At 47.3% G+C, this 6816-nt stretch carries 9 protein-coding genes; 7 read left to right on the top strand and 2 right to left on the bottom strand.

Annotated elements, in window-relative coordinates; translation table 11 throughout:
* Positions 1-18 precede the first annotated feature (18 nt).
* The 5 genes from T504_RS0109945 (at position 19) to T504_RS0109965 (ending at position 3981) form a co-directional block, all read left to right on the top strand.
* Positions 19-1506, top strand: a complete 1488-nt coding sequence (locus T504_RS0109945) for a hypothetical protein (protein WP_033170929.1) — start codon at positions 19-21, stop codon at positions 1504-1506.
* Positions 1507-1703: 197 nt separating this feature from the next.
* Entirely contained in the window at positions 1704-2330 is a 627-nt protein-coding gene (locus T504_RS0109950; protein WP_033170930.1) for a GNAT family N-acetyltransferase, read from the top strand.
* Positions 2331-2713: 383 nt separating this feature from the next.
* Entirely contained in the window at positions 2714-3145 is a 432-nt protein-coding gene (locus T504_RS0109955) for a hypothetical protein (protein WP_033170931.1), read from the top strand.
* A gap of 136 nt (positions 3146-3281) precedes the next feature.
* Positions 3282-3740 carry a YaiI/YqxD family protein gene (locus T504_RS0109960; RefSeq protein WP_033170932.1) on the top strand — a complete coding sequence of 153 codons (459 nt, stop codon included), beginning with the start codon at positions 3282-3284 and terminating at the stop codon, positions 3738-3740.
* Positions 3733-3981: a DUF1653 domain-containing protein gene (locus T504_RS0109965; RefSeq protein ID WP_033170933.1), complete on the top strand. Its 249-nt coding sequence runs from the start codon at positions 3733-3735 to the stop codon at positions 3979-3981. The genes T504_RS0109960 and T504_RS0109965 overlap by 8 nt, the downstream gene beginning before the upstream one ends.
* A gap of 6 nt (positions 3982-3987) precedes the next feature.
* Here T504_RS0109965 and T504_RS0109970 read toward each other — a convergent pair whose 3' ends face one another.
* Together T504_RS0109970 and T504_RS0109975 are read right to left on the bottom strand one after the other, a co-directional pair.
* Entirely contained in the window at positions 3988-4593 is a 606-nt protein-coding gene (locus T504_RS0109970) for a DUF1847 domain-containing protein (protein WP_033170934.1), read from the bottom strand.
* 83 nt (positions 4594-4676) lie between these two features.
* A complete protein-coding gene (locus T504_RS0109975) occupies positions 4677-5417 on the bottom strand; it encodes a DUF134 domain-containing protein (protein ID WP_033170935.1) in 741 nt (246 codons plus the stop codon).
* Between the two features lie 180 nt (positions 5418-5597).
* Between T504_RS0109975 and T504_RS0109980 the strand changes: the two genes are divergently transcribed.
* Positions 5598-6137: a DUF3793 family protein gene (locus T504_RS0109980; protein ID WP_033170941.1), complete on the top strand. Its 540-nt coding sequence runs from the start codon at positions 5598-5600 to the stop codon at positions 6135-6137.
* A 28-nt stretch (positions 6138-6165) separates the two neighbouring features.
* A complete protein-coding gene (locus T504_RS0109985; RefSeq protein ID WP_033170936.1) occupies positions 6166-6597 on the top strand; it encodes a flavodoxin in 432 nt (143 codons plus the stop codon).
* Positions 6598-6816 lie beyond the last annotated feature (219 nt).

Consider the following 6816-nt stretch of genomic DNA (forward strand, 5'->3'; position numbering starts at 1 on the left):
GCCAAGGAGGATGATCGCATGATGATTGGCACCAAAGAGGCGGCTAGTGCGGGCTTTATCGACTATCAGTTAAATGCCGCCCATAAAGCAGGCAGTATGGCAGAAAATCAGAGCAAGGCGGCAGATACGGCGTCTTTACTGACGGCACCGGCTTACCAGGTGGATATCGCCGCCAATTTGCTGGAAGGCATATCGACACGCGTACAGGGAGGGAAGGTCTGGCTGGAGCCAGCCAATGGTGCTTACGCGCCCTATACGCCCTATGGAAAGGGCTGGACGCGGGAGGATGAGCTGGCAGCGCTGGAGCGTGGCATTGCCTATTATCAGCAGTGCAATGAAAGGTACTATTCACAGGGCAGTCCTTATGACCCCGAGGCGGATAAAAAGCGGCTGGAGCAAATCGTTTCGGAGATTCCGAAAGGCGAATTGTCGCAGGCGCCGGCAACTTATAAGGAGTTAGGTTTGCCGGCAATCGAGCAGGATTTTGCCATAGCGGACAAGCCGCCAGCAACGGCTGCGACTACGTCTGCCGAGGTTCTTGATACATCGGCAAGCCTCTATACGCCAGTAACGGAAATCGCTACGAAGCATTACCGCTGGACCGAAGCGACGGGCATCGAGGAAACCCTGACGCAGGAGCAGGAGATCGCAAACGGTAAGTCCGTAGTCCGTCAGTGGATGCAGGGATATATCACCGACACCATCGGCGAGATACTAAAACCCCATGCGACTTATGAAGAAGCCTATGCGGCGCTTTATGGGGATGCGGTGTCGGCACCCGTAGTGACCTTCAACGAAGAAACGTTTTGCTATGATATGCGGATGAAAAATACGCAGGGTGGTGCCTTTGGCGTACTAGCCACACAGCTGAACCGGTTTTTGGAGGATTACGGCAAGGATGACTCGTTCTATGATACATTAGCCAGCGCCTTGAATGAACTCGACCCGCAAGGGGAGAATGGCATCGTCAATCAGATTCGTAAGATGATAAATCAGGTAAAGGGCGGCAGTCCCATTGACACCGAGAGCGAATCCTTCCAAGAAGAAGTGCAGGATGCCATCGCCAAGACCTTTGGCGGCCCGGTGGCAGGTGGTGCTAAGGCAAAACAGAAACAAAAGAAGGTTGGCCAAAAGGAAGAAGTTCAAGGCCTTGATTATCTTGATAGGCAGCGCCGCCAGGCTGAGGAGGAAGGCCAGCTTTTGGATGCACTGCTGGGGAAAGAGCAGAAAAAGAAGGTAGAGACAGCCGGCGATGTGCTGGCTGGCCGCAAACCGGAAGGCAAGGACATGGAATTTACCGATAAACTCCGGCGGGTAGACGAGCGCATCGCACCACGACAGCCCTATGTGTTTATCGACGAGGACGAAGAGAAAGGGACAGGCCTGCCAGTAGGAGAAATCCAGCAGCAGGAAACTATGTACAATACTTGGAGCAAGTTAAGTAAGCAGTTGGCAGAGAAATTTGCTGCTGAAAGACAGGAACGAGTGAGCAGTATTACGGATTGACGAACGAGGTTTATCGTAATAAAATAAAAGTTGTTGAATGGTTTCATTCAACTGTGTATTGATTATTCGTATTAAGGAGATTGCTGTTTGAAAAACAACACCTTGGAGATTGTAGGCTGACCGGGAGGTTGGCGTAACTACAATTTCACGCAAACCTCCCTGCATTGTAGTCAACAATCATCAGGAGGAAATAAACAATGAGTAAAAATGACTATCGGATCCGTTTGGAAAAACAAGAAGAACATCGCGCCGTTGAAAACTTGGTTCGCGAATCCTTTTGGAATGTCTATCGTCCCGGCTGCCTCGAGCATTATGTGTTGCATTGCCTGCGGAACGATCCCGACTTTGTGCCGGAGCTTGACTGGGTAATGGAGAAGGATGGCTGCTTGATCGGTCAGAATATCTTCATGCGGGCAAAAATACTGGCGGACGATGGCCGCGAAATCCCCATCATGACCATGGGGCCAATCTGTATCTGTCCAGAGTTTAAAGGACAGGGCTATGGCAAGAAGCTGTTGGATTTCAGTATCCAGAAAGCTGCCGAGATTGGTTGTGGTGCTCTGTGCTTTGAAGGTAATATTGGCTTTTATGGCAAGAGTGGGTTTGACTATGCCAGCAAATTCGGTATCCGCTATCATGGGTTACCGGCGGGGGAGGACGCATCCTTCTTTTTGTGCCGAGAGCTGATACCTGGATTCCTGGATGGCATCACTGGCGAATACGCTACGCCACAGGGATACTTTGTGGATGAGGGAGAGGCCGAGGCTTTTGACCGGGCATTTCCACATAAAGAAAAACTGGTATTGCCAGGTCAGATTTTCTAAACGAATCCTTTTATTCGGGAAAGTTACATAACGAAAAAGCCGCTATTGCATGAATGTTTTCATACAATAGCGGCTTTTTTTTAGGATAAGATTAAATCCTAGAAAAAATGTTAATGACAAATATAGAGTTTTTTTAGAATTTAGGTATAGGATAATAGGAGATAAATATAATATATTTTCTATTACGGTGCGTGTGATAATAGGGGTGACAAAGATAATAGTGCAAGTTGGGAGGGCGATAGCAATAAGAATAATAGATATCTAATACATAGACATATAAGGTATTCTCTGATATAGAGAAGGTTGGATTTATAAGAGAGGCGGAATGATGAATCTAATTAATCGGGAAATAATGACTGAATAAAATGGAAAGAGGAATGCTAATGAAGCTGATTGATAAATGTCATGAAACAATGAAAAGAATATATTCTAGGATAGATAGAGGTGAAATATGGCTGTTTAGCTCGCGTAAGCGCTCGTATGTTTTTGGTATTATATTTGTGGATATTATATTGTATTTGCAACATTTATCATTGTTTATAAAGTTTGGTTGGTTAGGGCTTCAGCCGCTTAAATGGTTCGCCATTTTATTTGGTTCCTTTTTGGGGGAGTGCGGTTATAGGAGTATTCAGTATAATAAACGTGGAAATCCTTTGCGATTATCGGAAAGACAGTTTCGAAGTGATTTGCTTCGGTTATATGTTATGATGTTTATTTTTGTTGTTTTATCAGGGATGATGCAAGGTCTACTGGAGCTATGCTTTAATGCAAATTTAGTTTGGCTTACAGGATTCGAAATTGGGGTGAGAACATAATTGATATTCTGGATGGTCATGACGATTATGGCAAAACAGGAATAATAGCGCTATAATCAAAGGATGAGTGAATTTATCTATGGCGAATGGTGTGGGAATGCCGTTGCGTTGATAGGAGAGGACTGGAGCGGGGAAAATGAAGATATTTGTCGATGCAGATGCTTGTCCGGTGGTAAGGGAAACAGAAGAGGTGGCGGCAAAATACTCCGTGCCGGTGGTGTTGTTATGCGATACCAATCACGTTTTGCATTCGGACTATAGCGAAGTAAAAGTAATTGGTGCGGGGGCAGATGCCGTGGATTTTGCATTGGTCAATTGCTGCAAGGCCGGTGATTTGGTAGTCACGCAGGATTATGGAGTAGCGGCTATGGCATTGGGGAAGAAAGCTTATGCTATTCACCAAAATGGTTGGCAGTATACCAATGAAAATATCGAGCGCCTCCTGATGGAGCGTCATTTGGTAAAGAAGGCACGACGCGCTTCGAGTAAGAGTCATCTGAAGGGGCCACGGAAGCGCTCGGCGGAAGATAATTGGCAATACCAGGAAAAACTGGAACGCTTGCTTAGGAAGATTAGGGAGGAAAAAGATGGATAAACAATATGATCGTGCTATTCCACAAGCTGGCGAGATATGGCAGCATTTTAAACACAACGACTATAAAATCATAGCTTGTCCCGTAATTCATACGGAAACCGAAGAACATTACTGCGTGTATCAGGCCCTTTATGGTGAGTATGGCATATTCTGCCGTCCGCTCTCCATGTTTATGAGTGAGGTGGACCACGAGAAATATCCGCAGGCAGAACAGAAATACCGGTTTGAACGTAAGGACTGAGAAATTTTATATTTCCTCGTCATCCATGATGCCCAGTTTTCGTTTCCAATAGCGGGAGTAAATGGCACCAAGAGGATTATGGGCCAGCAGACGGTCTTTTACGACTAAGGTGGTGACTGGGCCGGGGCAGCTGGCGTTAAAGATGGTATCGTGCCCCACGCAGAGACCACAGGAGATGAAGAGCTCCGTGCCCTTTTCGGCCAAGATTTTGGCTTGGAATTTTGGATTGCACATGGCTTCATGATTAAGTTCGGGCTTGACCTGTTTTAGGTCGAGCTCTTTTTTGTTGAAGCTGCAGTTTTTACAGCAGACGCTGTAAAATTCAAAGCCTTGTTGCTCATAATAACGGGCAATGTAGCGGGCTTCGGCGTTGAGGCCGATGCAAAAGGCCATGCCGAGTTTCTTATAGCCCATGGCTTTAGCAAATTCCGCTGTTTCCTGCAGACGGGTGATGTTGCTGTAAAAGGTTCCCTCGACATAGGCGGCAGCTTTCATAATGCGGCGCTCTTCCTCATCGTAGGCGGCAAGAATCGTTTTCCGGTCGATGCCGGTGCAGTTTGTTCCTTTGGTGTAGCAGGCATGGGAGTGACAATTGGCACAATCCGCTTTCATAGTAAAACCTCCTAAAACTATTCGCTTGGCAAAAAAGGTGCCCAAACAAAATCGTCGGGCACCTTTGGGTCTTATCGTCGGTATTAGTGGCAACTGTGGCTGCCGCAGCCATGACTGCCACAGCTATGGCCTTCGCCATGGCTGTGATGATCGCAGTGAACGGCCGGGTCGTAAGCCAGTTTTCCCGCTAAGAAATCCTGTACCGCTGCATCAGCGTCACCCTGAACACCGCCATACAGGGTAATGCCTGCCTGTGCCAGCGCATTTTGTGCACCGCCGCCAATGCCGCCACAAATCAGGGTATTGATGTTTTCCTCCTGCAGCAGGGTAGCCAAAGCACCATGGCCGGCACCGTTGCTGGAAATCACGTGAGATTCCTGGATCTCATTGTTTTCGATGGTATAAACTTTAAAGGTTTCCGTGTGGCCAAAATGCTGGAAAATTTGGCCGTTGTCATAGGTAACTGCAAGTTTCATATGTTGGTTACTTCCTTTCTGCATTGCGGATCTTACGGGATGGGGGGCATTTTGACAAGCGGGGCAGAGTTCGAAGCTTCCGCCGCTAATGACTAATGGGCGGCCTTCCACCAGACAGCCTGCTATGCGTTTGCGGGCTGCCAGATAAAGAGACTGTACCGTAGTGCGAGCTACGCCCATTCGTTTGGCGCACTCTTCCTGAGTCATACCCAGGTAATCCAGCAGACGGATGCATTCGTATTCTTCTAGCGAGATAGTGACTTTTGGTGCTTCCTTTGCCTCCTGGGGGATAAAATGTGTGCAAGGGGGGAGCCCACATATACGACGTTTCTTTAGTGGTCTACTCATCATTAGCCTCCATTTTTGACATATGCCTTAATGATATTGTAGCATGGCTTTTTGACATATGTCAATTTTTCTTTTTGTTGCAATTGAGAATAATTCGCGCTATAATAAAACAGTAGTTGAGAATGTGTATCAACAAAAAAGAGGTGGTAGCATTTGGCCAAAGAAGATTTTGAACAGGTGATGGGAATGCACGCTGCCCCTATGCTTTGGGGCGTGAAGGCTGCGAATATGGTTTCGTTCCGCAAGAGCAGTTTTGATGACTTTGATGCGCTCTTGGAATCGTATGAGCCCTGTTTCCGTTGCAAAGGAATTTCCGTATTCCGGGTATCGGAGGGGGAAGAATTCGTACTGCTGCTATTCTATCGCGAGGAGGCGATGTGGCGAACGCTTCATCAACCAAAGGCCATGGAACTTTTGGAGCAGTTCGGGTATCGGCGTGAGGATACGCTGGCAGAATTGCTCGAGCGTTTGAAAATCCGGATGCAGGTTCGGAAGACTTTTCCCCATGAGGTCGGACTGTTCCTGGGATATCCACCAGATGATGTGGCCGGGTTTATCGAAAACAAAGGCCAAAATTACGCCTTTAGCGGTTATTGGAAGGTCTATGCGAATGAGGAAAGGACTAGAGCTTTATTTGATCTCTATACGGACTGTTCCCAGAATTTCTGCATGGAACTGGAGAAGGGCCGCCGATTTGAAGAACTTGTTCGCGCTGTATAAGAAGCAAAGGTTAGAAAGAGGGATAATGATGAAAAAAATGGCAATTATCTATTGGTCGGGAACTGGTAATACCCAGGCGATGGCGGAGGCTATCGCTGAAGGGGCGAAAACAGGTGGCGATGCCGTGGACCTGTTTGAGGTGGAGCAGTTCGATAAGAAAACGTTGGAACAGTATGATGGACTGTTCTTTGGCTGTCCGGCTATGGGGGATGAGGTGCTGGAAGAGGGGACGTATGAGCCATTTTTTACCGAGGTGGAATCGGATCTCAAAGACAAGCCGGTGGCATTGTTTGGTTCCTATGGCTGGGGTGATGGAGCCTGGATGCGGGATTGGGAAGACCGCGTCCGGAACGATGGGGCAAAACTCTTTGCTGATGGTTTGACCATTGAAAATACGCCGGATGATGACGGCGTAGCGGCCTGCCAGAAGCTTGGCAAAGAGTTTGCCGCTTCCCTTTAAGAAAAGATAGCGAAAAGAGGCTTAGAAAGCTGGTGTGATATGCTCCCCCTATGAGAGACAGTAAAAAATAAAACTGTCATCATAGGGGGATTTTTCTATGCCAAACAAACAGAAAGTAGCAATAGAAGAAAAAGTAGAATATGTACGAGCTTATCTGCGCGGAGAAATTACTCAAGGTAGGATTAGCAAAGCAGCAGGAGTAAGCCTGGCCTCAGTACA

Source organism: Selenomonas sp. ND2010 (assembly GCF_000702005.1).
GTDB lineage: Bacteria > Bacillota > Negativicutes > Selenomonadales > Selenomonadaceae > Selenomonas_A.